Origin of the sequence: Leminorella grimontii ATCC 33999 = DSM 5078 (genome assembly GCF_000439085.1) — a bacterium.
Classification (GTDB): domain Bacteria; phylum Pseudomonadota; class Gammaproteobacteria; order Enterobacterales; family Enterobacteriaceae; genus Leminorella; species Leminorella grimontii.
The window spans coordinates 339,388-362,252 of the sequence record NZ_AUUA01000002.1 but is presented as its reverse complement, the minus strand read 5'-3'; the positions used below and the strand labels follow the sequence as shown (position 1 = coordinate 362,252).

Genomic DNA, 22,865 nt, shown 5'->3' with positions numbered 1-22,865 from the left:
AAAAGTGCCGCTTAACCTAACCTGTATCAAAAAGCGTTTGGTTAAGCGGCGCAAAAGGGCTTAGCGGATGACCTGTGGGTTTACGCAGTTGTCGCTGATACTGTCGGCCATGGCGGCGATCAGGTTGTCCACGGCGGATTTCGCCATAGCGTAGCGGGCCTCAAAGGTGGCGGAGCCGACGTGGGGGACGGCCACGACGTTGGGCATGGAAAGCAGCGGAGAGTCCGTGGGCAGCGGTTCTCGCTCGAAGACGTCCAGCCCGGCGCCGGCGATTTTCCCCTGCGAGAGGGCGTCAATCAGCGCATTTTCGTCGACCACGGGGCCGCGCCCGGCGTTGATAAAATAGGCGTCGGGCTTCATCAGCGCCAGCTTCTCGGCGTTGATGAGATGATGGGTCTGCGGCGACAGCGGCAGGATCAGGCACACGTAGTCGGCGGTCGACATCAGCTTGTCCAAATCCATATAGATGGCGTTAAACCGATCTTCCGCTTCGGCATTGCGGGTGCGCGTGTGGTAAATGATTTTCATATCAAAGCCGAAGTGGGCGCGCTGCGCCAACGCAGTGCCTATTCTGCCCAAACCGATAATGCCCATGGTTTTATGATGTACGTCGGTGCCGAACCAGCTTTCGTCAACGCTGCCTTTCCACTCTCCCGCTTTTACCCGTTCAGCGACGTTGACGATGCGCCTGCCGCAGGCCAGCACCAGCGCCATAATGGTGTCCGCGACCGTGTCGGTCAGCGCACCGGGGGTGTGCATCAGCGGGATGCGCCTCTCGGTAAGCGCCTCAACGTCAAAGTTGTCGTATCCGGCGGAAATGGTGGACACGGCCCGCAGCCTGGGCGCTCTTTGCAGCAGGTCTCTGTCGATAGTTAACCCTGCGCCGATAAGCCCGTCTGCGTGCTCAAGCGATGCGAGGAATTCGGGAAAGTTGTCGTCGTTGATAGCGTCAAAGGCGGTAACGTTAAAGCGCTTTTCCAGTTTTTGTTTGAGTTCGGCAGGCAGCTTTTTATAACAGACGATCGAGGGTTTCATGACGTCTCCTCATGGAATAAAACGTAGAGAACAGAGTAGGAACGTAACGATAAACAATAGCATATAAAATGGGCAGAATATGACTGTTTTTTCAGCACAATGCGGCCTGCATTCCATGAAAAAGGATAGCTTTTAATGGCTTTTCTGCAATGATGTCGTTCTCTTTTATAAACAGGGTTTGGAGCGCTCAATGGACGATTTTTCCCCGCTTTTAGACACCGAGCACATGTTTAAATGGTTGGCCGATGAGCCCTTCCCGGCAATCAGAGCTGACGTTGAGTCACTGCTGTGCCAGTCGGTGGCCGGTTCGCGCTTGCTGTCTTTTCAGGTGACGTCGACGCCGCAGTGGCTGACGGGCGGACGGCGCGAGGGTGAAGATGCTAAACATGTGATTCTGGTTCGTACGGGCGTAGCGTTTGAATTTACGCTCTCGGTACAGACGCCAGCGAACGATGTTTTTGATCTAAAAGGCGTCTATACGCGATGCGGATATTGTCTGGACGATCCTGAGAACAGGAAATATCAGAGTTGGCTGGATATCGACGGCGAACTGGCGGCCTTTGGCAAAGACGGGGAGCTTATGCTCAGGCTCTATGAGGAAAATGAGGAATAGCCCCAGCAAGAAATAAAAACGCCGACAAAGGTTTGTCGGCGCCTAGTGTGTAACGAACGGTGATTACAGCGGGCTGAGCGTGATGGTCACGCGGCGGTTTTGTGCCTTGCCCTGTTCGGTACTGTTAGAGGCTACCGGCTGATCCGGACCGACGCCTGCCGTACGGATACGGCCGGCAGATACGCCCTGAGTAATCAACGAGCTGGCGACGCTGTCGGCACGCTGCTGTGAAAGCCGCATGTTGGTCGCGCGCGAGCCGGTGCTGTCGGTGTGGCCAACGACGTTAACGGCGGTTTTGTCATACTCTTTCAGCACCATCGCGACGCCAACCAGCGTATTGGCTCCAGCTGGCTTCAGAGAGCTGCTGCCGGTATCGAAGGTGACGTTATCAGGCATGTTCAGGATAATCTGGTCGCCGTTACGCGTGACGCTAACGCCGGTTCCGGCCATCTTTTCACGCAGTTTGGCTTCCTGCACGTCCATATAGTAACCCGCGCCTCCGCCCAGCAGCGCGCCGGCGGCTGCGCCGATAAGGGCGCCCTTGCCGCGATCTTTCTTCGAGGAGGAAAGCGCGCCTACGCCGGCGCCCACGGCCGCGCCGATGCCTGCGCCGATGCCGGCTTTACCGGCCTGGGATTCACCGGTATAAGGATTGGTGGTACATCCGGAGATAACCAACGTGCCGCTCAGCAGTGCGGCAAGCGCGATTGTCGATTTTTTCATGTTCATTCCTTACGAATTACTGATTTGAGCTACTGCCCAGAATAGCGCCTGAGGCTGCGCCTACCGCAGCACCAGCGGCCGCGCCGATAAGCGCGCCTTTCTTGTAATCTTTATGCGACGAAGAAAGCGCGCCTACGCCCGCACCGACTACGGCGCCAACGCCAGCGCCTACGCCGACGTTAGCCGCCTGATTGTTATTCTGGTTGCCGCCGCCATAAGGGTTAGTGCAACCCGCTAAAGTTAGCGTGGATGCGGCGACCAGCACAACGGTTGCAATCAATGTTTTCATGGTCTGTTCCTCAACAAGAATCAGCGTTTAGATACATTGATTAAAGATCAATTCTAACAAAAGGGAAGATTCTTTACGCAAACTTTTCACTTGCGCGACGTTTCTTTAACAAAGAATATCTGTTTATTTTCAGTGTATTGAGCATATCTCTATAAAAATTGAAGAAAATGTAACAGGTTCTTCTTTTGTTATCTTTTAGATAGATGAGTGGCGTGCCAGCGCATGACGTAAGTGGTTTGGCCCGTTTCCGGATGGGGCTGTTCGGCTACGGCGTTAAATCCGTGTTTTAGATAAAAGCCGACGGCGTTGGCGTTCTCTTTATACACTTCTAACAGCAGTATGGGATAAAGCGTCTTCGCCTTTTCAATCAACGCGCTGCCGACGCCGTAGCCTTGCGCCGCGCGGGTAACGAACAGCGCACCGATAAACTGCCGCTTCATAATGCTGATAAAGCCCAGCAGCGCGCCGTCTTTTTCAGCAATCCAGGTCTCAGCGTCGGGCAGATAGACGTCGCGCACCAGCGCTTCGCTCTCCAGCCAATACGATTTATCGACAAACGGGTGAGCCTCTATGGTGGTTGTCAGCCATAGAGACATCAGCGCGTCCAGCCTGTCCGCCTGAAACGGTCGGATCATGCCCCGTGTTCCGGGTGGCAAAAACACTCAATCATATGATCGTTGATAAGCCCCATCGACTGCATGTAAGCGTAGCAGATAGTGGTGCCTACAAACTTGAAGCCGCGCTTTTTCAGGGCTTTGGCCATGGCGTCGGAGGTCGGCGTTGAGGCCGGCAGCCCCGCGACGTCCTTTAATGAATAGTGGTTAATAACCGGCGCATGGTTGACGAACGACCAGATAAAGTCAGCGAAGTCTTCACCATTCTCGCGCATCGCCAGATAGGCTTTGGCGTTGTTGATAATGGCTTGAAGCTTGCCGCGGTGGCGAATAAGGCCCGGGTTTTGCAGCAGGCGTTCAACGTCGGCATCGGTCATGGCGGCCACTTTTTCCGGCGCAAACTGATGAAAGCACTGGCGATAGGCTTCGCGCTTTTTTAACACCGTTATCCAGGATAGCCCGGCCTGTTGCCCCTCAAGGCACAGCTTTTCAAACAGTTTCTGACCGTCAAAGACGGGGACGCCCCACTCTTCATCGTGATAGGCGATGTAAAGCGGGTCTTGGCTCACCCAGCTACAGCGTTGCATAACGTTCTCTCCTGACGTTGGTTTGCGTTTGGCGCGAGAATTGAGATTTTGCCCTCTGTTTATGGCTATTTATCGCCTTTCTCCTGCCCGTTGCCGCTCGAAATCTATAGGTTATATAGGTTATACTGATTAACTACACTAATTTAACCCCATTCTATCGTGCGCGGATCCAACATGCAGAAGTTTGATACTAAAACCTTTCAGGGATTAATCCTTACGCTACAGGATTATTGGTCGCGTCAGGGCTGTACCATCGTTCAACCACTTGATATGGAAGTGGGCGCCGGTACGTCTCACCCAATAACCTGCCTGCGGGCGCTTGGCCCAGAGCCGATCGCTGCCGCTTACGTTCAGCCATCGCGTCGTCCTACCGACGGGCGCTACGGCGAGAACCCCAACCGCCTGCAGCACTACTATCAGTTTCAGGTGATCATCAAGCCTTCTCCGGACAACATTCAGGAGCTCTATCTGGGCTCGCTGAAGGAGCTGGGGCTGGATCCGACCGTGCACGATATTCGATTCGTTGAAGACAACTGGGAAAACCCGACGCTGGGCGCCTGGGGCCTCGGCTGGGAAGTATGGCTCAACGGCATGGAAGTTACGCAGTTTACCTACTTCCAGCAGGTCGGCGGCCTGGAGTGTAAGCCGGTGACCGGCGAGATCACCTACGGGTTGGAGCGTCTGGCGATGTACATTCAGGGCGTCGACAGCGTCTACGATCTGGTTTGGAGCGACGGTCCGTTCGGCAGAACGACCTATGGCGATATCTACCATCAGAACGAAGTAGAGCAGTCGACCTACAACTTTGAGTATGCGGACACCGACTTCCTGTTCAGCTGCTTTGAGCAGTATGAAAAGGAAGCTCAAAGCCTGCTGGCGCTGGAAACGCCGCTGCCTTTGCCTGCCTATGAGCGCATTTTGAAAGCGGCGCACAGCTTCAACCTGCTGGACGCGCGCAAGGCCATCTCCGTTACGGAGCGCCAGCGCTACATTCTGCGCATTCGCACGCTGACCAAGTCGGTCGCCGAAGCCTACTATGCGTCTCGCGAGGCGCTGGGCTTCCCGATGTGTCACTCTTCATCAGATAAGAAAAAGGTTTAAGAGAACGCCATGACTCAACAGACTTTCCTTGTGGAAATCGGCACGGAAGAGTTGCCACCGAAAGCGCTTCGCTCTCTTGCCGAATCATTTGCCGCTAACTTTACCGCCGAGCTGGACGCGGCCTCTCTGGCTCACGGCGCAGTAGAGTGGTTCGCCGCGCCGCGTCGGCTGGCGCTAAAAGTAGCCGGGCTCAGCGCATCGCAGCCCGATCGTGAAGTAGAAAAGCGCGGTCCCGCCGTTGCGCAGGCGTTTGACGCCGACGGTAAGCCGAGCAAGGCCGCCGAGGGCTGGGCCCGCGGCTGTGGAATTACCGTAGATCAGGCCGAACGCCTGACGACCGACAAGGGCGAATGGCTGCTGTATCGCGCTCAGGTTAAAGGGCAACCGGTGCAGGACATGCTGGCCGGGCTTGTCGCACAGGCGCTGGCTAAGCTGCCTATCCCCAAGCCGATGCGCTGGGGCGATAAAGAAACTCAGTTTATCCGCCCGGTGCATACCGTAACGATGCTCTACGGCAGCGAACTGATTGCCGGTTCCGTTCTCGGCATTGAGTCTTCCCGAGTTATTCGCGGCCACCGCTTTATGGGCGAGCCGGAAATTACGCTGGAAAGCGCCGAGCAGTATCCGCAGGTATTAAAAGAACGCGGTAAGGTCATTGCCGATTACGATACCCGCAAGCTTCTTATCAAGCGCGATGCCGAAGCGGCCGCGCTTAAGCTTGGCGGCATCGCCGACATCAGCGACAGCCTGCTGGAAGAGGTGACCTCCCTGGTTGAGTGGCCGGTGGTGCTGACGGCCAAGTTTGAAGAAAAGTTCCTGGCCGTGCCGTCGGAAGCGCTGGTGCACACCATGAAGGGCGACCAGAAGTACTTCCCGGTGTATGACGCGCAGGGACGCCTGATGCCGAACTTTATCTTCGTCAGCAACATTGAGTCCAAAGATCCGCAGCAAATTATTTCCGGTAACGAGAAGGTCGTACGCCCGCGCCTGGCGGACGCCGAGTTCTTCTTTAATACCGACCGCAAGCATCGCTTGGAAGACCGCCTGCCGCGTCTTGAAACCGTGTTGTTCCAACAGCAGCTGGGCACGCTGCGCGACAAAACCGATCGCATTCAGGCGCTGGCCGGCTGGGTAGCCGAGCAGATTGGCGCCGACGTGAATAAAGCGACCCGCGCGGGCCTGCTGTCCAAGTGCGACCTGATGACCAACATGGTGTTCGAGTTCACCGATACGCAGGGTGTGATGGGCATGCACTACGCGCGCTTTGACGGTGAAGACGAAGAGGTGGCGCAGGCGCTAAACGAGCAGTACATGCCGCGCTTCGCCGGCGATAGCCTGCCGGATTCGCTGGTGGCCTGCTGTGTTGCCATCGCCGACAAGATGGATACGCTGGCGGGCATTTTCGGCATTGGCCAGCATCCGAAAGGGGATAAAGATCCGTTTGCGCTGCGCCGCGCCGCGCTGGGCGTGCTTCGCATTATCGTCGAGAAGTCCCTGCCGCTGGATTTGGCTACCCTGACCGCAGAGGCCGTTCGCCTGTACGGCGGCAAGCTGACCAACGGCAATACGGTCGACGACGTGGTGGAGTTCATGCTGGGCCGCTTCCGCGCCTGGTATCAGGATGAGGGCTACACGACGGACGTTATTCTCGCCGTTCTGGCGCGTCGTCCTACCCGCCCGGCAGACTTCGACGCCCGCGTGAAGGCGGTGTCCCACTTCCGTACCTTGGATGCCGCGACCTCTCTGGCGGAGGCCAACAAGCGCGTCTCCAACATTCTGTCCAAGTCGACGGATACGCTGCACGAAAGAACCAACGCGGCGCTTTTGAAGGAGCCGGCGGAAGTGCATCTGGCGGCGCACCTTGCCGTCATGCGCGACAAGCTGGAACCGCTGTTTGAGGAAGGGCGCTATCAGGAAGCGCTGGTCGAGCTGGCGGAGCTGCGCGAGTTCGTCGACGCCTTCTTTGATAACGTCATGGTGATGGCCGAGGATGAAAGCCTGCGGGTTAATCGCTTGACCATGCTCAGCAAGCTGCGCGAGCTGTTCTTGAAAGTGGCCGATATCTCTGTACTGAGTAAAGCCTAATCCTGCCCTACGCCGCTGAACCATAATTTACTGATATTTATGGTTCGGTGGCGTCATTTTTTGTAACCGCTACGACATTTTTTAACAATATTTCTACCTAAAATTAATTAAAAGGATATTATTTCATCAGCAGCCTTATGGGCAGCTTTTCATTTTTCGCCAAGCGGGCTTATCTCTATTTCCGCTTTCTTTTTCACTATTTCCTGTTTATCAGAGTGGGATTATTTATGGAAAAAATGACGCCACTAAAGCCAGTTCCATCCCTGATTGCAATCGCCGTTACGCTCCTTATCTGGTTTGTTATTCCTGTCCCTGAGGGCGTGACGCCCAATGCCTGGCAGCTTTTAGCGCTGTTTGTCGGCACGATTGTGGCTATTATCGGCAAAGCCATGCCGATAGGCGCGCTTTCTATTATCGCCATTGCGCTGGTGGCGTTAACGGGGGTCACCAATCCAGGCAAGCCGGGCGCGGCGCTTAACGACGCGCTGAGCGGCTTTTCCAATCAGCTTATTTGGCTTATCGGCATTTCGATGATGGTCTCCTTGAGCCTGAGTAAAACCGGTCTGGGGGCGCGCATCGGCTACTATTTCATTTCACTGTTCGGTAAAAAGACGCTGGGAATTGCGTACGCGTTAGCCATCGCCGAGACGACGCTGGCGCCGGTGACGCCCAGCAACACCGCGCGCGGCGGGGGCATCATTCACCCTATCATGCGCTCCATCGCCGATAGCTTTAACTCCAAGCCTGAGCCGGGCTCTACGGAAAAAATCGGTCGCTATCTTTCTTTGGTCAACTACAACATCAACCCGATTACGTCGGCGATGTTTATCACCGCGACCGCGCCGAACCCGCTTATCGTGGCGCTGATTATCAAAGGCACCGATCCCAGTATTGAGCTGACCTGGGGCATGTGGGCTATTGCGGCGATAGCGCCGGCCATCGTTTCGCTGCTCGTCGTGCCGTTGGTGATCTACTGGATTTATCCACCAGAAATTAAAAGCACGCCGAACGCGCCGGTATTTGCCAAAGAGAAGCTGCGGGAGCTTGGGCCAATATCGCTGTCAGAAAAGATAACGCTGGCGGTTTTCGCTCTGCTGCTGGCTCTGTGGGCCGGTATTCCCGTCTTTTTCTTCGGCGACTCGTGGGCAGTTAACCCGACTACGGCGGCGTTCATTGGCCTGGCAGTTTTGCTGATGACCGGCGTACTGAGCTGGGAAGACATACTCAAGCATAAGGGCGCGTGGGATACGATAACCTGGTTTGCCGCGCTGGTCATGATGGCGACGTTTTTGGGTAAGCTGGGGCTTATCAGCTGGCTTTCTCAATCCGTCGGCGCCGCAATAGGCAGCCTCGGCATCGGTTGGATTGGCGGAACGCTTTTGCTGATACTGGTCTATGTCTACTCGCATTACTTCTTTGCCAGTACGACGGCGCACATTACCGCCATGTTCGCCGCGTTTTTCGCCGCCGGGCTCGCGTTGGGCGCGCCGCCGGCTCTTCTTGGGCTGATGCTGGCGTTCGCCTCCTCGCTGATGATGTCGCTAACCCACTACGGTACGGGCACGGCGCCTATTATCTTTGGCTCTGGCTACGCAACGCTTTCTGAATGGTGGAAGGTCGGCTTTATTCTCAGCGTGGTCAACCTGACCATCTGGGCGGTTGTCGGCGGCGCGTGGTGGAAGTGGCTGGGCTACTGGTAACTGCTGCGAAAGGGTAAAAAGCCGCGTTAAGCGGCTTTTTCATTAAGGGCGGTCGCTAAACGACGCCTTTAGCTCGTTAAGCTGCTCGTCCTTACGCTGCCAGGTTTCGTGCAGCCACAGTTGAAACTGGCGCTTGTAGGCTTTGTCGTTCAGATAGTCGCCGCGAATGCTGTCATCTACCGGCAGGGTTTCAATACGCATAACGACGCGCTTCATCTGGCCGCAGAGCAGGTCGATAAACGGCTTTTTCTGATTATCAGGATAGAACAGCGTGACGTTGAGAATTCTGTCGAACTGCGAACCCAGCACGTTAAGCGCCAGCGCGATGCCCGCCGACTTCGGGGGTAGCAGGTTTTCATAGGGGGAATTGTTTTCCAGCCTCTTTTGTTCCGTAAAGCGAGAACCCTCTACAAAGTTAACGATGGTGGTCGGAGTATGGCGAAACTTTTCGCAGGAGCGGCGGGTGGTCTCAATATCCTTACCTCGCTTTTCCGGATGCTTTAGCAGATAGGCGCGGGAATATCTGCGCATAAACGGCATGTCCATCGCCCAGCACGCCAGGCCGATGAATGGCACCCAGGCCAGCTGCTGCTTAAGAAAGTATTTGTGCATGGGAATGCGATCGCGCAGGGCGACGCAGAGCACTACGATGTCCGTCCAGCTTTTATGGTTGCTGATAAGCAGATACCAGCTGTCTTTGCTCAGATTTTCCGTACCTTCGATGTCCCACTCTATACGTCCATTTGTTTTAAGAATAAAGGCTAAAGAGAGGCACCAGCAGTACATCATTACGTTGCAAAAGGCGCTGACGCCGCGGTGAACGGCAGGGAAAGGCAGTAAAAGTTTGAAAACTCCGGCGACGGCCATCGGCACTGAACACAGTGCGGTAAAAATAATCGTTAACGCTGTTGAGTATAAAAATATAAACGGAGCAAACAGGTTTGGCATGTCGTGGCTTTCATTGTTGTCGTTAAAAATGTGAAAATAGGCGAGGCGCTAAATTAGGGCTAATTCTAACAGAAAGCGAAAAGTATGATAAATTTTTGCTGCAATCTTAGCCTGATGCAACAGGTTGGGGTATTAAGCCGTTTGCAGGGAACCCAGAAAGCGTTAGCGTGAACTATTATTAAAAGCGCTAAACGTTGCCCCGATCTTTTGGACTCAGGAGTGGTTTTAGATGAACGCGCTGATATCCTGCCGGTTGATGGGATTATTCAGTAAATTGTCAGGAAGTCTACCTCTCCCCCTTGACAGATATGAATGACTGGTAAATCAAATATCCACAGTTGAAGATCGTGTTGTTAATGGCAAAAAAATAAGTAAGTTAATTATATCTATATGATTCAACGTTAATTAATTTTCACATAAAGCTAATTTGACATTGCTGTATCAGATTAACTTAATTTTAGTCACAGACTTATCCACAGGCATGCGTCTTTTTATGACGCTTTTTTGACGTTTTCCACCGGGCATTTTATCTCTACTTCCCGCCATTGGTTGCAGCGCGCTTAGGCAGCCTATTGTCGCGTGCGATATGTTCCGTATTGGGCAAGGTTTTTTGGTCCTGCGTCAGCGCTGTGTATAATGGACTCATATCGCCAACCTCATTCACGACTCCAACCGCGAAGAATAAATACCATGGCTAAAATAGCAGAAAATTCGTTTGTCCTCGTTGACGGTTCTTCCTATCTCTACCGGGCGTTTCACGCCTTTCCGCCGTTGACTAACCGCCATGGAGAGCCCACCGGCGCCATGTATGGCGTAATGAATATGCTGCGCAGCCTGGTGGCCCAAAGCAGCCCTAGCCATATTGCCGTGGTGTTTGACGCGAAGGGTAAAACGTTTCGTGACGAGCTGTTTGCCGAATATAAGTCCCACCGCCCGCCGATGCCTGATGATCTGCGCGCCCAGATAGAGCCGCTGCACCAAATGGTGCGGGCGATGGGGTTCCCGCTGTTGGTTGTGCCGGGCGTTGAGGCGGACGACGTTATCGGTACGCTGGCGAAGGCCGCGGCGGCAAAGGGGCGCGACGTACTGATAAGCACCGGCGATAAGGATATGGCCCAGTTGGTGACGCCCCAGATTACGCTGATTAACACCATGAACAATACCCTGCTTGGTCCGCAGGAAGTCTGCGACAAATACGGCGTGCCGCCGGAGCTGATTATCGACTTCCTGGCGCTGATGGGCGACTCGTCGGACAACATCCCCGGCGTTCCCGGCGTTGGTGAAAAGACCGCTCAGGCTCTGTTGCAGGGAATCGGCAGTATCAGCAGCATTTATGACCAGCTGGATAAAATCGCCGAGCTGAGCTTTCGCGGGGCTAAAACGATGGCGGCGAAGCTGGAACAGCATAAAGACGCTGCCTATCTCTCCTATCAGCTGGCGACGATTAAGACGGACGTAGAGCTGGACGTGACGGAAGACGCCCTCACGCTGGGCGAACCGGATGTGGATCAGCTTCGCGATCTGTTTGCCCGCTACGAATTCAAACGCTGGCTGACGGAGCTTGAAACCACCGGAACGGTGAGCGCGGGAGCGAAAAACGGCAAAAGCGCGCCAACCTCCTACCAGTCGGCGCCGGTCGAAAAGGCGCCTGCGAGCGTTAGCCTTGCGCGCGACGGCTATGAAACGGTTCTGGACAAGGCGCGTTTTGACCACTGGCTTGCCCTGCTCGCCAAGGCGGACAACGTCGCTTTTGATACGGAAACCGATGGGCTGGACTACATGAGCGCCAATCTGGTCGGCGTTTCCTTCGCCATCGAGCGCGGTAAGGGGGTATACGTTCCCTTTGGCCATGACTACATTGGCGCGCCGGAGCAGCTTCAGTGCGACGAAGTGCTCAATGCGCTCAAGCCGTGGCTTGAAGACGCCTCTATTAGAAAGATTGGCCAGAACCTGAAGTTTGACCAAAGCATGCTGGCGCGCTACGGCATCGAACTCAAAGGCATTGCGTTTGACACTATGCTGGAGTCCTACGTGCTCGACAGCGTCGCCGGTCGCCATGATATGGACAGCCTGGCCGATCGCTATCTGGGCCATAAAACCATCAGCTTTGAGGAAATCGCGGGGAAGGGCAAAAATCAGCTGACCTTTAACCAACTGGCGCTTGAAGACGCGGGCGTCTACGCGGCGGAAGACGCTGACGTCACGCTTTGCCTGCATCAGGCCATGTGGCCTAAGCTTGAGGCGGAACCGGGGCTTAAGAAAGTATTCTGCGATATTGAGATGCCGCTGGTGCCGGTACTGTCGCACATGGAGCGAACGGGCGTGCTGATTGACAGCGGCATTTTAAACCAGCACTCCGTCGAGCTGGCGGAGCGCCTTGCGGCGCTTGAGGTCGAGGCGCACGAGCTGGCGGGCGAGCCGTTTAACCTGTCGTCCACCAAGCAGCTTCAGGCGATTTTTTATGAAAAGCAAAAGCTGCCGGTGTTAAAGAAAACCCCGGGCGGCGCGCCTTCAACCAACGAAGAGGTGCTGGCCGAGCTGGCTCTCGACTACCCGCTGCCGAAGGTGATTTTGGAACACCGCGGTTTGGCCAAGCTGAAGTCGACCTATACTGACAAGCTGCCGCAGATGATTAACCCGGTCTCCGGGCGCGTGCATACCTCGTTTCACCAGGCGGTGACGGCAACCGGTCGCCTGTCGTCCAGCGATCCTAACCTGCAGAATATTCCGGTTCGCAATGAAGAAGGGCGACGCATTCGCCAAGCCTTTATTGCGCCGGAAGGCTATCGCATTATGGCGGCCGACTATTCGCAGATTGAGCTGCGCATTATGGCGCACCTTTCCGACGATAAGGGGCTGCTGGACGCATTCGCACAGGGGAAGGACATTCACCGCGCGACGGCGTCCGAAGTGTTCGGCACCCCGCTTGAACAGGTGACGGGAGAACAGCGCCGCAGCGCCAAGGCGATAAACTTTGGCCTGATTTACGGTATGAGCGCCTTTGGCTTGGCGCGCCAGTTGGGGATCCCTCGCGGTGAAGCGCAGCGCTATATGGATCTCTACTTTGAGCGCTATCCTGGCGTTCTCTCCTACATGGAGCGCACTCGCGTGCAGGCGTCGGAGCAGGGCTACGTTGAAACCCTGTTTGGCCGTCGGCTGTATCTGCCTGACATCAAGTCCAGCAACGGTATGCGCCGCAAGGGCGCCGAGCGTGCGGCAATTAACGCGCCGATGCAGGGGACGGCGGCCGATATTATTAAAACGGCGATGATTGACGTCGACCGTTGGCTTAGAGAAGAAGCGCTGCGAGTCAAAATGATCATGCAGGTACACGATGAACTGGTGTTTGAAGTTCATGAAGCGGAGCTTGCCGAATGCGGTGAGAAGGTGCGTAACATCATGGAGCAGTGCGTTACGTTAAAAATTCCGCTGAAGGTGGACGTAGGCAGCGGTATCAATTGGGACGAAGCGCATTAACGGCCTTTTGATATATTGACTACTCTTTTATTTAAATCCCCGATAGGCATATCGGGGATTTTTATTGGATTAATGTCTTTTTTCTTTAATATATCGATAAAGATAGGTTAACTATAAGTATTAGCTAATGTTTTTTATTTTTGTAATTCATTATTCTTAATCTTGATAGGCTGTTACTTATGCCTTCATTATCATCGAAATAAAATAAATAAAAAGAGCTAAACTTTATTATTTTGCGCTGATAGGCTCTCAATGCCTGATTTTTTAATGGAAAAACTAAGCTATTTCCAATTAAAAATAATAAAGGCGGATTAATTAATTCGTACATTAAAGGGAAAAGAATCACATGCGTGAACTTAATACTAATGAAGTGGAAATGGTTAACGGCGGCTGGGCTAAGAGCATCAGCGACGCTGTAGAAGGCGCGTTGTTCGGCGCTGGTGATGCGATGGCTACCGGTATGGCCGTAGGTACTCAAATCGGCGGCGGGGCTGGCGGTGGCGTACTGGGCTTTGGACTTTTCGGTAGCCTGGCTGGCGTTATCGTTGGTGGCATTGTTGGCTTAGTATATGGTACCGTCGGCGGGTTTGCATTAGGTCGTGAAGACATCGAAGACAACATTGCTGACTATCGCGACAAGTTTGGCGTCCGTTCACAAGGTCTATAATCGGTCTTCCCAACGGGTCGTTGTTAACTGACTCAGCCCGATTTAAACACAGGCGCTTATTAGCGCCTGTGTTTTTTAATAGTGCATCCAATACCATTTCTATACCCTATTGATTTTTTATATCTTTTTTCATGATAGATGAATGTTTTTGTAGAAAAATTACATAGATGCCCGCCAAATTTGTGACGCATCTAACGATGTTGGGCGTGTTTTTTGTAATTTTACTACAAAATAACTTCTCCAGAGTGAACAAATGGAGTAAAGTAACCGGTGTAGGGTACAGAGGTAAGATGTTCTATTTTTCAACCCTGTAATAGGATTGGCTCTATATTAGCCGCCCCGTTCGTTTGAACGGGGCGTTTTTTTATCTGCAAAATGAAACGTAGAAGCTTTACGGCGTAAAACGCTTTGAGATTCAGTTATTAACTGTGATACCAGCTTTTAACCTCGTACCATATTCTCTCGTCTTCATCCCGGTAAGCTTCCGGAACTTCAACGCAAACGCCGCCTCTTTGGCGTAAATCCAACCGTTGCCCGGTATGTACCTGCGGCGGCTGGCGGAGGTACATGCGAAATCCGCTGGCGTTAAATGTGATGTCGCCTCCTCCAAGCTCCAGTCGGTAATCATAGGAACAGGGGCTTTCTGGAAATATTCCTGGGATTGGCGCTGACTGATGAAGCTCGTAAATAAAAAGATGCGGCGGGCCTGCGTTAATATTTAACTTAACGTCTGAGGCCAGATCGAAGATCATGGTTGCGGGAACAAGCTGAAAATGGAAACAGCATTCCTCGTTTGTTGGCGGCGTTATCCACCCCAGAATGTAATCGATATCCAAACGCAGCTGTAAAACGTCGGCGTAGGGGACGACGGCATGTATATGCACGTCGTGCCAACCCATCTGTTCAAAGTCGCTTTCGTCCCAGCGCGTCCTTATATCACTCATTCAGCTTCTTCTGCGGGCGCTTCGTCCGTAAGGCTAAACCATTCGTCCAACTTTTGGCGCAGCTTGTCGACGCCGAACTTTTTCAAAGAAGAGAAGGCTTCCACCTGAATGTCGCCCTGAAAGGGCAGGATGGCTTCGCGCACCATGTTGACCTGCGCTCTGCGGGCGCCCTGCGCCAGCTTGTCGGCTTTGGTTAAAAGCAGCATAACGGGAAGGCCGGAGTCGACCGCCCACTGGATCATCTGCTGGTCTAGGTCTTTTAGCGGATGGCGGATGTCCATCAGAACAACCAGCCCCTTCAGGCATTCGCGCTTTTGCAGGTATTCCCCCAGCGCGCGCTGCCATTTGTGCTTCATTTCCTCTGGAACCTCAGCATATCCGTAGCCCGGCAGGTCGACCAGGTGCAGGTTTTCTTCCACCCGAAACAGGTTTATCAGCTGGGTTCGCCCCGGCGTCTTACTGGTCCGCGCCAGGCTCTTTTGGTTAGTCAGCGTATTCAGCGCGCTGGACTTACCCGCATTAGAGCGGCCGGCAAAGGCTATCTCAATGCCGATATCCTCCGGCAAATGCCGAATGTCCGGCGCGCTGGTGACGAAATGCGTCTGCTGGTAGTTAAGATTTTTTATCGTCAAAGCGTGCGTCTCCTTCGGTCATCGTTTCGGCGGCAATTATACTTATTTACCGCCATAAAGGGGGAATTTCTTGCGGAGCGGCTTGGGCACTAGCAGAAAGGCTGAGAATTGCCACCGTGAGCGTGTGAGACATTTGCCATTGCCGCGTAGGGCAATATCGTCTTTTTTATCTTCGTTTTGAGATGAATATCTTTATTTTCAGCGTGTTAATTTTGACAGGTAAAAATTGGCTCGGATTACACGCTCTGGCTACCTTGTTCGGCGCGCGCAAAGGGGTAAATTACACATCAAGCAAGGGAACGCGAGGAACGAAGTTCACAGGACGTGCGCTTCGGCTCAGGGAAGCATCAGGACGATGCGACGAGCAAAAGGGAATGACCCACAGGATGTGGGAAAGCGTTATCAGGATAGCATAACGCGCAATAGGGAAATTAAGGGAAACGCGCAAGCGTAGTTCAGGATGAACGGCTAAGGAAAGCGCCAGGGACGACTTTTATTCTTCAGGACGAGATAAGGGACGATTTTCCAGGGATTGGGCAGTAAAGCAAAAGGATAGACCGGGACGTCAATTGACTCACAGGGATGGAGCACGACAATTGCATTAGGGCGACAGAGTTATCTGTCGCCTTTTTTCTTTGTTTCTGGTAGATTCCGCGAAAGTTAATCCCCTCTGTTTGAGAACCCACTATGAAGCAGCCGCAGCAGGCCCCAAAAGGCAATATCAAGACTCCAAAAGCAAAGCGCAAAAGCCGCGAAGAGCTGAACGCCGAAGGCAAAGAGCGCAAGCGTCAGAAAAAGCATCGCGGCAACGCGGCGGGTTCTCGCGCCAATGGTTCATCCGCTTCCCAAAATTCGTCTCGGAAGGGGGGCGTAAAAGACCCTCGTATCGGCAGCAAAACGCCCGTGCAGCTGACGGTTTCCGATGAAGCGAAAGTTCAGAAAACGGTGTTAAAAGAAGAGCGCGCGCCTCGCGCCGAGCCTCTGTCTGCGGAAAAAGAGCTGGCCCGGCTTGAGAACGACGAGCGTTTGAACGAGCTGCTGGACGCGCTGGAAGCAGGAAAGGCGCTGTCGGACGAAGAGCACGACTACGTTAACGATACGTTCGATCGCATTGACGAATTAATGGTACAGTTGGGCATCGATCTGGGCGATGGCGATGAGGAAGAAGAGTCTCCCGAACAGAAGGAGAATATTCTTAACCTGCTGAAGAATAAAGGCTAAGAGAGTCGTCCGCGCTATGCAGTGGCTGTTTCCGTTTGTTGGGCTGCTGCTGGCATGCTATTTGGTCTGGCTGTTAGGCCGGCTGTTGTGGCTGAATCGGCTGAAAGATCGCCGCTATTCGGCAAAATACTCCCGCGGCACAAAGGCACCTATAACAACGACGCGACCGCGGAGAAGAAAAAACAAGACGGAGTGAGCAAATGTCTTCGCAGTTGATTGACTGGGATCTGGCCCTTATTCAGAAATACAACTATTCCGGCCCTCGGTATACCTCTTATCCAACCGCCCTTGAGTTTAGCGAAAGCTACGGCGAAGGTGATTTCGCTTCGGCGGCCGAACGTTATCCTTCGCGTCCGCTTTCTCTGTACGTTCATATCCCTTTCTGTCACAAGCTGTGCTATTTCTGCGGCTGTAATAAAATAGTCACTCGCCAGGGGCATAAGGTGGAACGCTATCTCGACATGCTGGAAAAAGAGATAGAACGACGTGCGCCGCTGTTTGCCTCCCGCCACGTGTCGCAAATGCACTGGGGTGGCGGTACGCCCACCTATCTGAACAAAGAGCAGATTACCCGCCTTAACGGCCTGCTGCGCAAGCATTTCCACTTCCAGCCGGAAGCGGAAGTATCAATCGAGATAGACCCTCGTGAAATCGAACTCGATATTCTCGACCACCTTCGCGCTGAAGGCTTTAACCGCATGAGCATGGGCGTTCAGGACTTCGACAAAGACGTTCAGCGTCTGGTTAACCGCGAGCAGGACGAAGAGTTTATCTTCTCTCTGATCCGGCACGCCAAAGAGCTCGGCTTCCGCTCGACCAATATTGATCTGATTTACGGCCTGCCGAAGCAAACGCCGGAGAGCTTTGCGCTGACGCTTAAGCGCGTCGCCGAGCTGAGCCCGGACCGCCTGAGCGTGTTTAACTACGCTCACCTGCCGAGCCGCTTTGCCGCACAGATGAAGATTAAGGATGACGACCTGCCGTCGGCTAATGACAAGCTTTCTATCCTGCAGGAAACCATCGCGTTCCTAACGGAGGCAGGCTATCAGTTTATCGGTATGGACCACTTTGCCCGCCCGGACGACGAGCTGGCCGTGGCCCAGCGTGAAGGCAAGCTGCACCGCAACTTTCAGGGTTACACCACTCACGGCGATAGCGACCTGCTGGGCCTTGGGGTTTCCGCCATCAGCATGCTTGGCGATACCTATGCGCAGAACCAGAAAGACCTGAAGGCCTACTACGCCAGCATTGAGGAGAAGGGCAACGCCCTGTGGAAAGGCCTCGCCATGACGGAAGACGACTGCCTGCGCCGCGACGTCATCAAGACGCTGATTTGTAACTTCCACCTGCGCTTTGCCGACATTGAGCGGGCCTACGGCATTCGCTTCGTTGAGCACTTCGCGCAAGACCTGGCGCTGCTCGCACCGCTGGCGAAAGACGGCCTGGTGACTATCGACGAAGCGGGCATTGACGTGACCGGTAAAGGGCGGCTGCTTATACGCAATATCTGCATGTGCTTTGACACCTACCTGCGCCAGCAGGCGCGCAGGCAGCAGTTCTCGCGCGTGATTTAAAGAACGTCAGAAAAAACAAACAGCCGCAAATGCGGCCGTTTGTCGTTTCGTGACGCGATAGCCGTCAGGAGAACAGCACAAACATAATAACGCACAGCACGGCGGCTAAACCGGTCTGTGGCGATTGCCCGGCCGCTGAGCCAATTTCTGCGCCGGACTGAAGCAGTGAATAGAGACTTTCCAACATAACCATACTCCATGCGGACCCAAAAGGTAGACGCGCGCAGGTCTTTTAAAGGGTTTTAGGCTGTATCTGCCGCGTTTTGGCCACTGTCTTGAATACGGCGCGCCAAGCGCTGCCGATACGATTCACGTAGTGGGCTAAGCCGGCTAAAGGATATCAGAATTTTGGCAAAAAAATGCGCGCCAGATTACAAAAAACGGGCGATAAATGCCTTCGCCCGTACGGTGCGTTATTCCATGCCCAGCTCTTTGAGCTTACGGGTCAGCGTGTTTCTTCCCCAGCCCAGCAGCTGTGCCGCTTCCTGCTTGTGGCCGTGAGTATGGCGCAGCGCGACCGTAAGGAGAATGCGCTCCATGTCCGGCAGCGCTTCTGACAGCAGGTCCGTTTTCCCTGCGCTCAGCGCCTGCTCGGCCCACCGTTCCAACAGCGTCGTCCAGTGGCCGTCGAACGTCGCCGATGCGGGAGGCTTCGGCGCGTCTTCGGCATTGCCGAACAGCTCCGGCGGCAGATCCTGAGGCAGAACTTCTTTACCTGCGGCCATTACCGTCAGCCAGCGACAGGTGTTTTCCAACTGGCGCACGTTGCCGGACCAGCCCATTTGGCTCAGGGCCTTCTCGGTATCAGGATGAAGCACTTTCGCCTCAACGCCCAGCTCCTGCGCGGTCATCAGCAGAAAGTGGCGGGCCAGGCGAGGGATGTCCTCGCGCCGCTCCCGCAGCGGAGGTAAATTAATGCGAATTACGTTGAGCCGGTGGAACAGGTCCTCGCGAAACTTGTGCTCTTTAACCAGCAGCTCAAGGTTTTGGTGGGTCGCGGCGATAATCCTCACGTCGACCTTAATCGGATCGTAGCCGCCCACGCGGTAAAACTGGCCGTCGGCCAACACCCGCAGCAGCCGAGTCTGGACTTCCAACGGCATATCACCGATTTCGTCTAAAAACAGCGTTCCGCCGTCTGCCTGCTCGAAGCGGCCCTGGCGGATCTGCCCGGCGCCGGTGAATGCGCCCTTTTCGTGGCCAAACAGCTCTGATTCAATCAGGTCTTTGGGGATCGCCGCCATGTTGAGGGCGATAAACTTGCCCGCGGCGCGGGGGCTGTGGCGGTGCAGCGCGTGGGCGACGAGCTCTTTCCCCGTTCCAGACTCCCCGTTGATTAATACGCTGATAGAGGAGAGCGAAAGACGACCGATGATGCGGTAGACCTCCTGCATTGCCGGGGCTTCCCCGATAATGTCCGTCGTCGGGCTTGCGTTCTGGTTAACGCTTTCCGGCTGGCGTATTTCCCGATAGTGCCCAATGGCGCGCTCAACTAGGGCAACGGCGTCGTCGACGTCAAACGGCTTGGGTAGATAGTCAAAGGCACCGAACTGGTAGGCGCTGACGGCTGCGTCGAGGTCGGAGTGGGCGGTCATAATGATGACCGGCAGCAGGGGGCGCTGCAGCTTGATTTTTTGCAGCAGCGTCAGCCCGTCGATGCCGGGCATGCGGATATCGGAGATCAGCACGTCAGGCTCGTCGTCATTTAGCGCGGCGAGCGCGCTGTCGGCGCTGTCGAAGCTAACGCATTTGACGCTGGCGCCGGTTAACGCGCGCTCGAGAACCCAGCGAATGGCGCTGTCGTCATCGACTATCCAGACGGTATCCTGACTCATCGTTCCCCCTATTTACGGATAGGCAAGTAGACCGAAAACTCGGTGTGGCCCGGCCAACTGTTAAACTCAATTTTTCCCCGGTGCCGGTCAATCAGGCTGCGGGCGATGGAAAGCCCAAGCCCTGAGCCGCCTTCGCGCCCGCTGACCATCGGATAAAAAATCGTATCCTGCAGCTGCGGCGCAATGCCGGGCCCGTTGTCTTCAATGTCGATTCGGGCGCACAGGCGATAGCGTTCGCCGTGCAGCGTCATCTGGGACGCGGTTCGCGTCCTGATGATGATAGTACCGCCCTGACTCGCCAGCGCCTGCATGGCGTTTCTGGCGATGTTGAGCAGCACCTGTTCAATCTGTTCCGGGTCGTGGCTCAGCTCCGGCATGCTCGGGTCATAGTCGCGCACCAGAGAAACGTTATCGGGCTTCTCCAGCGTCAGAAGCTGGTAAACGCGTTCGGACACCTGGTGAATGTTCTGTTCCACCCACTGGCCGGGATGCTGCGGCCCAAGAAGGCGATCGACGAGGTTGCGCAGGCGATCTGCCTGCTCGATGATGACGCGGGTATATTCCGTCAACTGAGGGTCGGGAAGCGCCTTTGCCAGCAGCTGGGCCGCGCCGCGCAGGCCGCCCAGCGGGTTTTTGATCTCGTGAGCCAGGCCGCGAACCAGCTCTCTGGCCGCCGCCTGCTGTGAATGCTGAAGCTGTTCCTGACTCAGGCGACGGTGGTTATCCAGCGCTGACAGCTCCATCAGAATATGGTCGTCGGCCAGCTTCTGCGCGCTTAGGGTCAGCACGTGCAGATGGCCGTCAATCACCATAGAAACTTCGTTATCGGTAAAGCCTTGGTCTTCGCTCAGGCTGGACCACATAAGCGGAACGTCAAGGGACAGATAGTCCACCAAATCCGGCAAAGGCGTGCCGAACAGCTTGCGCGAGCTTTGAACCAGCAGCTGCTGCGCCGAAGGGTTGGCGTAAAGGATCGACAAAGAGAGATCGAGAATCAGCACGCAGGTAACCTGCGAATTCAGAATTTGCTCCGTATCGGGCAGCGTTTGGCTCGCCATGGATAACTCCTTTGCACCAAGTCGGGGCGTTCATTGATGCAGGCTTAACTCTCGAGGTTAATCCTGAACAATTTGAGGAGTTAAACGGAGGGAGAGTCTTCCGTTGGGGTCGACTTGGCGTAAGCCAACGAAGCGCCCCTAGGAAGGCTATGCCCGACGCACTCCCAAAGCTAATACAAGCGTCCTTCCGGCCGAGCACGATGGTTATATAGGCAGGTCGTATTTACGGCCGGAATATCCACTGGTGCCGATTTAACAGGTTAGTTGAGCCCATCTCACGATGGGCTCTGGTTAATAACGCTTCGTTATTAAACGCTATAGTACAGCTCAAACTCCAGCGGGTGCGGCGCCATGCGTACGCGGTTCATCTCTTCCTGCTTCACTTCGATATAGGCGTCAATCGCATCGTTGGTGAAGACGTTGCCGCGGGTCAGGAACTCGCGATCGGCGTCCAGACAGGCGAGCGCTTCTTCCAGAGAACCGGCGACGGTCGGAATGTTCTTGGCTTCTTCCGGCGGCAGGTCGTACAGGTTCTTATCCATGGCGTCGCCCGGATGGATTTTGTTGATGATGCCGTCGAGGCCGGCCATCAGCAGCGCCGCGAAGGCCAGATACGGGTTAGCGGCCGGATCCGGGAAGCGAACCTCAATGCGGCGAGCTTTCGGGCTGGCGACGACCGGAATGCGGATTGACGCAGAGCGGTTGCGCGCAGAATAGGCCAGCATAACCGGCGCTTCGAAACCCGGCACCAGACGCTTGTAGGAGTTGGTGGTCGGGTTGGCCAGCGCGTTGATCGCCTTAGCGTGCTTGATAACGCCGCCGATGTAGTACAGCGCCGTTTCAGACAGGCCGCCGTACTTGTCGCCAGCGAACAGGTTGGTGCCGTTCTTGGACAGCGACATGTGGCAGTGCATGCCGGAACCGTTATCGCCGACCAGCGGCTTAGGCATAAAGGTAGCGGTTTTGCCAAACGCGTGGGCGACGTTGTGAACCACATACTTGTAAATCTGGGTTTCGTCCGCTTTTTTGGTCATGGTGTTAAAACGGGTAGCCACTTCGTTCTGGCCAGCGGTGGCCACTTCGTGGTGGTGTGCTTCAACGACCAGCCCCATCTCTTCCATCGTCAGACACATGGCGGAGCGCAGGTCCTGTGAAGAGTCGACCGGAGGAACCGGGAAGTAGCCGCCCTTAACGCCCGGACGGTGGCCCTTGTTGCCGCCTTCGTACTTGGTGCCGGTATTCCACGCCGCTTCGATATCGTCGATGTGATAGTAGGCGCCGGCGATGCTGTTGCCAAAGCGGATATCGTCAAACAGGAAGAACTCGGGTTCAGGCCCAAACAGCACGCAGTCAGCGATGCCGGAAGAGCGCAGAAAATCTTCAGCGCGCTTGGAGATGGAACGCGGGTCGCGCTCGTAGCCTTGCATGGTGCCGGGCTCAAGGATATCGCAGCGGATAATCAGCGTCGTCTCTTCGAAGAACGGGTCCAGCAGCGCGGTGCTCGGATCGGGCATCAGCACCATGTCGGATTCGTTAATGCCTTTCCAACCGGCGATAGAAGAACCGTCGAACATTTTTCCGTCTTCAAAGAAGTCAGCGTCGACCTGATGAGCGGGAATGGTAATGTGCTGCTCTTTACCCTTGGTATCGGTAAAGCGCAGGTCTACAAACTTTACTTCATGCTCATTAAGCATGGTCAAAACGTGTTCTGTGGACATGGTTATTCTCCCGGTGACGAATTTCGCTTAGAGTAATCCCCGTA

Annotated in this window: 20 protein-coding genes; 8 read left to right on the top strand and 12 right to left on the bottom strand. The window is 54.8% G+C overall.

Going from position 1 to position 22,865, the window contains the following annotated elements:
• Positions 1-60 precede the first annotated feature (60 nt).
• Complete coding sequence (gene ghrB / locus G544_RS0106150; protein WP_027273780.1) at positions 61-1,035, bottom strand: glyoxylate/hydroxypyruvate reductase GhrB; 975 nt, start codon at positions 1,033-1,035, stop codon at positions 61-63.
• 190 nt (positions 1,036-1,225) lie between these two features.
• Here ghrB and G544_RS0106145 point away from each other — a divergent pair, with 190 nt between their 5' ends.
• Positions 1,226-1,648 (top strand): hypothetical protein, encoded by a 423-nt coding sequence (locus G544_RS0106145; protein ID WP_027273779.1) that lies wholly within the window; start codon positions 1,226-1,228, stop codon positions 1,646-1,648.
• A gap of 63 nt (positions 1,649-1,711) precedes the next feature.
• Here the strand turns inward: G544_RS0106145 and G544_RS0106140 are convergent, their stop codons facing one another.
• The 4 genes from G544_RS0106140 to G544_RS0106125 all read right to left on the bottom strand — a co-directional run bounded on the left by G544_RS0106140 (position 1,712) and on the right by G544_RS0106125 (position 3,861).
• Positions 1,712-2,371 (bottom strand): OmpA family lipoprotein, encoded by a 660-nt coding sequence (locus tag G544_RS0106140; protein WP_027273778.1) that lies wholly within the window; start codon positions 2,369-2,371, stop codon positions 1,712-1,714.
• A 16-nt stretch (positions 2,372-2,387) separates the two neighbouring features.
• Positions 2,388-2,660 (bottom strand): glycine zipper 2TM domain-containing protein, encoded by a 273-nt coding sequence (locus G544_RS0106135; RefSeq protein WP_027273777.1) that lies wholly within the window; start codon positions 2,658-2,660, stop codon positions 2,388-2,390.
• Positions 2,661-2,848: 188 nt separating this feature from the next.
• Complete coding sequence (locus G544_RS0106130; RefSeq protein WP_027273776.1) at positions 2,849-3,295, bottom strand: N-acetyltransferase; 447 nt, start codon at positions 3,293-3,295, stop codon at positions 2,849-2,851.
• Entirely contained in the window at positions 3,292-3,861 is a 570-nt protein-coding gene (locus tag G544_RS0106125; RefSeq protein ID WP_027273775.1) for a DNA-3-methyladenine glycosylase I, read from the bottom strand. Before G544_RS0106125 ends, G544_RS0106130 begins: the two co-directional genes overlap by 4 nt.
• A gap of 174 nt (positions 3,862-4,035) precedes the next feature.
• On the opposite strand from G544_RS0106125, the gene glyQ reads away from it, so the two are divergent.
• The 3 genes from glyQ (at position 4,036) to G544_RS0106110 (ending at position 8,747) form a co-directional block, all read left to right on the top strand.
• A complete protein-coding gene (glyQ, locus tag G544_RS0106120) occupies positions 4,036-4,962 on the top strand; it encodes a glycine--tRNA ligase subunit alpha (protein WP_027273774.1) in 927 nt (308 codons plus the stop codon).
• 9 nt (positions 4,963-4,971) lie between these two features.
• The gene (glyS, locus tag G544_RS0106115) at positions 4,972-7,047 is read left to right on the top strand and encodes a glycine--tRNA ligase subunit beta (RefSeq protein ID WP_027273773.1); all 2,076 of its coding nucleotides are present in this window, start codon (positions 4,972-4,974) and stop codon (positions 7,045-7,047) included.
• A 227-nt stretch (positions 7,048-7,274) separates the two neighbouring features.
• Positions 7,275-8,747, top strand: a complete 1,473-nt coding sequence (locus tag G544_RS0106110; RefSeq protein WP_027273772.1) for a DASS family sodium-coupled anion symporter — start codon at positions 7,275-7,277, stop codon at positions 8,745-8,747.
• Positions 8,748-8,789: 42 nt separating this feature from the next.
• On the opposite strand, the gene G544_RS0106105 is transcribed toward G544_RS0106110, so the two are convergent.
• Positions 8,790-9,695 (bottom strand): 1-acylglycerol-3-phosphate O-acyltransferase, YihG family, encoded by a 906-nt coding sequence (locus tag G544_RS0106105; protein ID WP_027273771.1) that lies wholly within the window; start codon positions 9,693-9,695, stop codon positions 8,790-8,792.
• A 690-nt stretch (positions 9,696-10,385) separates the two neighbouring features.
• On the opposite strand from G544_RS0106105, the gene polA reads away from it, so the two are divergent.
• Positions 10,386-13,172 (top strand): DNA polymerase I, encoded by a 2,787-nt coding sequence (polA, locus tag G544_RS20060; protein WP_036023398.1) that lies wholly within the window; start codon positions 10,386-10,388, stop codon positions 13,170-13,172.
• Between the two features lie 346 nt (positions 13,173-13,518).
• A complete protein-coding gene (locus G544_RS20055; RefSeq protein ID WP_051155597.1) occupies positions 13,519-13,839 on the top strand; it encodes a DUF5862 family protein in 321 nt (106 codons plus the stop codon).
• A 422-nt stretch (positions 13,840-14,261) separates the two neighbouring features.
• On the opposite strand, the gene G544_RS20050 is transcribed toward G544_RS20055, so the two are convergent.
• Both G544_RS20050 and yihA read right to left on the bottom strand, forming a co-directional pair.
• On the bottom strand, positions 14,262-14,783 hold the full coding sequence (locus G544_RS20050; protein WP_036023396.1) for a hypothetical protein: 522 nt from the start codon (positions 14,781-14,783) through the stop codon (positions 14,262-14,264).
• Positions 14,780-15,415 (bottom strand): ribosome biogenesis GTP-binding protein YihA/YsxC, encoded by a 636-nt coding sequence (gene yihA / locus G544_RS0106080; protein ID WP_027273770.1) that lies wholly within the window; start codon positions 15,413-15,415, stop codon positions 14,780-14,782. The genes G544_RS20050 and yihA overlap by 4 nt, the downstream gene beginning before the upstream one ends.
• A 687-nt stretch (positions 15,416-16,102) precedes the next feature.
• Between yihA and yihI the strand changes: the two genes are divergently transcribed.
• Both yihI and hemN read left to right on the top strand, forming a co-directional pair.
• Positions 16,103-16,636: a Der GTPase-activating protein YihI gene (yihI, locus tag G544_RS0106075; protein ID WP_027273769.1), complete on the top strand. Its 534-nt coding sequence runs from the start codon at positions 16,103-16,105 to the stop codon at positions 16,634-16,636.
• Positions 16,637-16,836: 200 nt separating this feature from the next.
• Positions 16,837-18,210, top strand: coding sequence for an oxygen-independent coproporphyrinogen III oxidase (gene hemN, locus G544_RS0106065; RefSeq protein WP_027273767.1), 1,374 nt, complete (start codon positions 16,837-16,839; stop codon positions 18,208-18,210).
• A gap of 64 nt (positions 18,211-18,274) precedes the next feature.
• Here the strand turns inward: hemN and G544_RS22110 are convergent, their stop codons facing one another.
• The 4 genes from G544_RS22110 to glnA all read right to left on the bottom strand — a co-directional run bounded on the left by G544_RS22110 (position 18,275) and on the right by glnA (position 22,821).
• Positions 18,275-18,397: a YshB family small membrane protein gene (locus tag G544_RS22110; RefSeq protein WP_147654607.1), complete on the bottom strand. Its 123-nt coding sequence runs from the start codon at positions 18,395-18,397 to the stop codon at positions 18,275-18,277.
• Between the two features lie 226 nt (positions 18,398-18,623).
• A complete protein-coding gene (gene glnG, locus G544_RS0106055) occupies positions 18,624-20,045 on the bottom strand; it encodes a nitrogen regulation protein NR(I) (protein ID WP_027273766.1) in 1,422 nt (473 codons plus the stop codon).
• Positions 20,046-20,053: 8 nt separating this feature from the next.
• Positions 20,054-21,103: a nitrogen regulation protein NR(II) gene (glnL, locus tag G544_RS0106050; RefSeq protein ID WP_027273765.1), complete on the bottom strand. Its 1,050-nt coding sequence runs from the start codon at positions 21,101-21,103 to the stop codon at positions 20,054-20,056.
• Positions 21,104-21,411: 308 nt separating this feature from the next.
• Positions 21,412-22,821, bottom strand: a complete 1,410-nt coding sequence (gene glnA / locus G544_RS0106045) for a glutamate--ammonia ligase (RefSeq protein WP_027273764.1) — start codon at positions 22,819-22,821, stop codon at positions 21,412-21,414.
• Between the last annotated feature and the right edge of the window lie 44 nt (positions 22,822-22,865).

Excerpts from the sequence above, each read along its gene's own strand:
- yihI (WP_027273769.1), top strand. The coding sequence starts at position 16,103 with ATGAAGCAGCCGCAGCAGGCCCCAAAAGGCAATATCAAGACTCCAAAA.
- G544_RS0106105 (WP_027273771.1), bottom strand. The coding sequence starts at position 9,695 with ATGCCAAACCTGTTTGCTCCGTTTATATTTTTATACTCAACAGCGTTA.
- glyS (WP_027273773.1), top strand. The coding sequence starts at position 4,972 with ATGACTCAACAGACTTTCCTTGTGGAAATCGGCACGGAAGAGTTGCCA.
- G544_RS0106145 (WP_027273779.1), top strand. The coding sequence starts at position 1,226 with ATGGACGATTTTTCCCCGCTTTTAGACACCGAGCACATGTTTAAATGG.
- G544_RS20055 (WP_051155597.1), top strand. The coding sequence starts at position 13,519 with ATGCGTGAACTTAATACTAATGAAGTGGAAATGGTTAACGGCGGCTGG.
- glnG (WP_027273766.1), bottom strand. The coding sequence starts at position 20,045 with ATGAGTCAGGATACCGTCTGGATAGTCGATGACGACAGCGCCATTCGC.
- glnA (WP_027273764.1), bottom strand. The coding sequence starts at position 22,821 with ATGTCCACAGAACACGTTTTGACCATGCTTAATGAGCATGAAGTAAAG.
- ghrB (WP_027273780.1), bottom strand. The coding sequence starts at position 1,035 with ATGAAACCCTCGATCGTCTGTTATAAAAAGCTGCCTGCCGAACTCAAA.
- polA (WP_036023398.1), top strand. The coding sequence starts at position 10,386 with ATGGCTAAAATAGCAGAAAATTCGTTTGTCCTCGTTGACGGTTCTTCC.
- G544_RS22110 (WP_147654607.1), bottom strand. The coding sequence starts at position 18,397 with ATGTTGGAAAGTCTCTATTCACTGCTTCAGTCCGGCGCAGAAATTGGC.
- G544_RS0106125 (WP_027273775.1), bottom strand. The coding sequence starts at position 3,861 with ATGCAACGCTGTAGCTGGGTGAGCCAAGACCCGCTTTACATCGCCTAT.
- G544_RS20050 (WP_036023396.1), bottom strand. The coding sequence starts at position 14,783 with ATGAGTGATATAAGGACGCGCTGGGACGAAAGCGACTTTGAACAGATG.
- G544_RS0106135 (WP_027273777.1), bottom strand. The coding sequence starts at position 2,660 with ATGAAAACATTGATTGCAACCGTTGTGCTGGTCGCCGCATCCACGCTA.
- G544_RS0106130 (WP_027273776.1), bottom strand. The coding sequence starts at position 3,295 with ATGATCCGACCGTTTCAGGCGGACAGGCTGGACGCGCTGATGTCTCTA.
- hemN (WP_027273767.1), top strand. The coding sequence starts at position 16,837 with ATGTCTTCGCAGTTGATTGACTGGGATCTGGCCCTTATTCAGAAATAC.
- glyQ (WP_027273774.1), top strand. The coding sequence starts at position 4,036 with ATGCAGAAGTTTGATACTAAAACCTTTCAGGGATTAATCCTTACGCTA.
- glnL (WP_027273765.1), bottom strand. The coding sequence starts at position 21,103 with ATGGCGAGCCAAACGCTGCCCGATACGGAGCAAATTCTGAATTCGCAG.
- G544_RS0106140 (WP_027273778.1), bottom strand. The coding sequence starts at position 2,371 with ATGAAAAAATCGACAATCGCGCTTGCCGCACTGCTGAGCGGCACGTTG.
- G544_RS0106110 (WP_027273772.1), top strand. The coding sequence starts at position 7,275 with ATGGAAAAAATGACGCCACTAAAGCCAGTTCCATCCCTGATTGCAATC.